This is a genomic window from Bianquea renquensis (assembly GCF_014384895.1).
GTDB classification, from domain to species: Bacteria; Bacillota; Clostridia; order Lachnospirales; family Bianqueaceae; genus Bianquea; species Bianquea renquensis.
Window position 1 is genome coordinate 1 of the sequence record NZ_JACRSQ010000084.1, and the last position, 1,519, is coordinate 1,519.

Here is a 1,519-nt window from a genome sequence, read left to right on the forward strand (position 1 = left end):
TTCCGTCAATCGTCACCGTTTCCAGCGTGCCCGGCGTCATACTGCCGAGACCCGTTGTATCCCAGCTTGACAGCACTGTTACGCTGTAGGTTGCAAAGGTGGTATTATCCACTGTGGAAAGCGCGCGCACCGTCAGCGTGCCGCCTACCAGTTCATCCGCACCCACCGTCAGAACACCATCCGAGGTGATTCTGGTGCTGACGGACGTACCGCCGGATACGCTCCAGTTTACCTTCTGATTCGGGTGTATCGCTTCGCCAGCCGATACCGTCGCCGTAAGCTGCAAGGTGTTGCCCAGCTTCACTTCGCTTGCGGGAGCCGTTACCTTCACGGTAAGCTCACGCCCTGCCGCCTGATTTAACAGGAATAATGCGTCCGCTGTGGGGGCTGGGCCGTCATTCTCGCCAAAGAAGCCGTCGCTGCCTTCAGCCGTGCCCCAGTCGCCCATGGTGGCGAACTGGCCCACTACGTTAATGCCGTAATACCAGTTGTCTCCCGGTTCCTTCTGGAGGCTGATTCCATCCAGCAGAAGGCCCGTGGCCGTGCCGGGTTCAATCGCCTGTGCCCAGTACGCCCAGCCATCCACATCATACACCCAGTATGCGCCCGGCTTAGAACCGGCGGCCTTCCACTCCGCCATGGTTATCACCGTGCCGTCTAGGGTGCTGGCTGCGGTGTGGGTTTCTTCCTTCGTGGTAATATTGGTGCCCTCTACCGCAGCGTCGCCCTCGTCAACGGTATTGTCGTCTTTGTCGTAAACCGCGTTGTCGGTTTTCTGTTCGCCGAGTGAATAGGCATGGTAATCGTTGTAGTGAATGTCGTCTGTTGCGTCTGTGCCGTCGTATGTACCGTTGATATCCGCTTTCAGGCTGTCTTTGTTTTTGTTGAACGTGGGCATATATGTCGTGCTGCCGCCCAGCGTCCAGTTCCAGTAATCGTCGTGGAATACATCGGTTGCATCGTCCGGGATATGGGTTTTCCAGGTGGATACGTCATTGATATTCGCTCCGGTTACCAGGGAAACGGCTTCCTTGCTGGCGTAGTCCGCATCGCCGGTTTTCAGCCCTGCGCCCACACCGATTTCCATGTACTCATCCAGCCGGACGCGGGCGTAAATCGGTACGCCGCCTTCCGCCTCGGTCATGAAGTTTTCCACATACACGTCCTTGTTGGTGCCGTCAAAGTCGTCGTGCAGACGCCCGCCGGGATTCACTTCCCCGGTTCTCTCATTGAGAGCCACTTGACTGATGCTCTGCCATGCGAAGGTGCCCGTCAGCAGGATGGCCGCCGAGACTACGACTGCCGTTACCGCCGAGATGACTTTTCGCTTTTGGGTTGTTGCTGCCATTGTTCTCGTCCTTTCTTTTGTTCTTTTATTAGTTTATATAAAGGAGGAATTGCCCTCCCATATACCGTGAGAAGTTTCAATGTTCCGCCGGTTTCTTCGGTGGGTTTTTAAAGATTCGCCCTAGCACATAAATCAGCACAAACACCACCGCCAGTGCAAACAGGAGAAGCG

General features: G+C 55.9%; 1 protein-coding gene. It reads right to left on the reverse strand.

Annotated features, from left to right (window positions below; all coding sequences use genetic code 11):
* A partial coding sequence (locus tag H8730_RS17285; protein ID WP_249290294.1) for a hypothetical protein occupies positions 1-1,348 on the reverse strand: 1,348 nt, incomplete at its 3' end.
* Positions 1,349-1,519 lie beyond the last annotated feature (171 nt).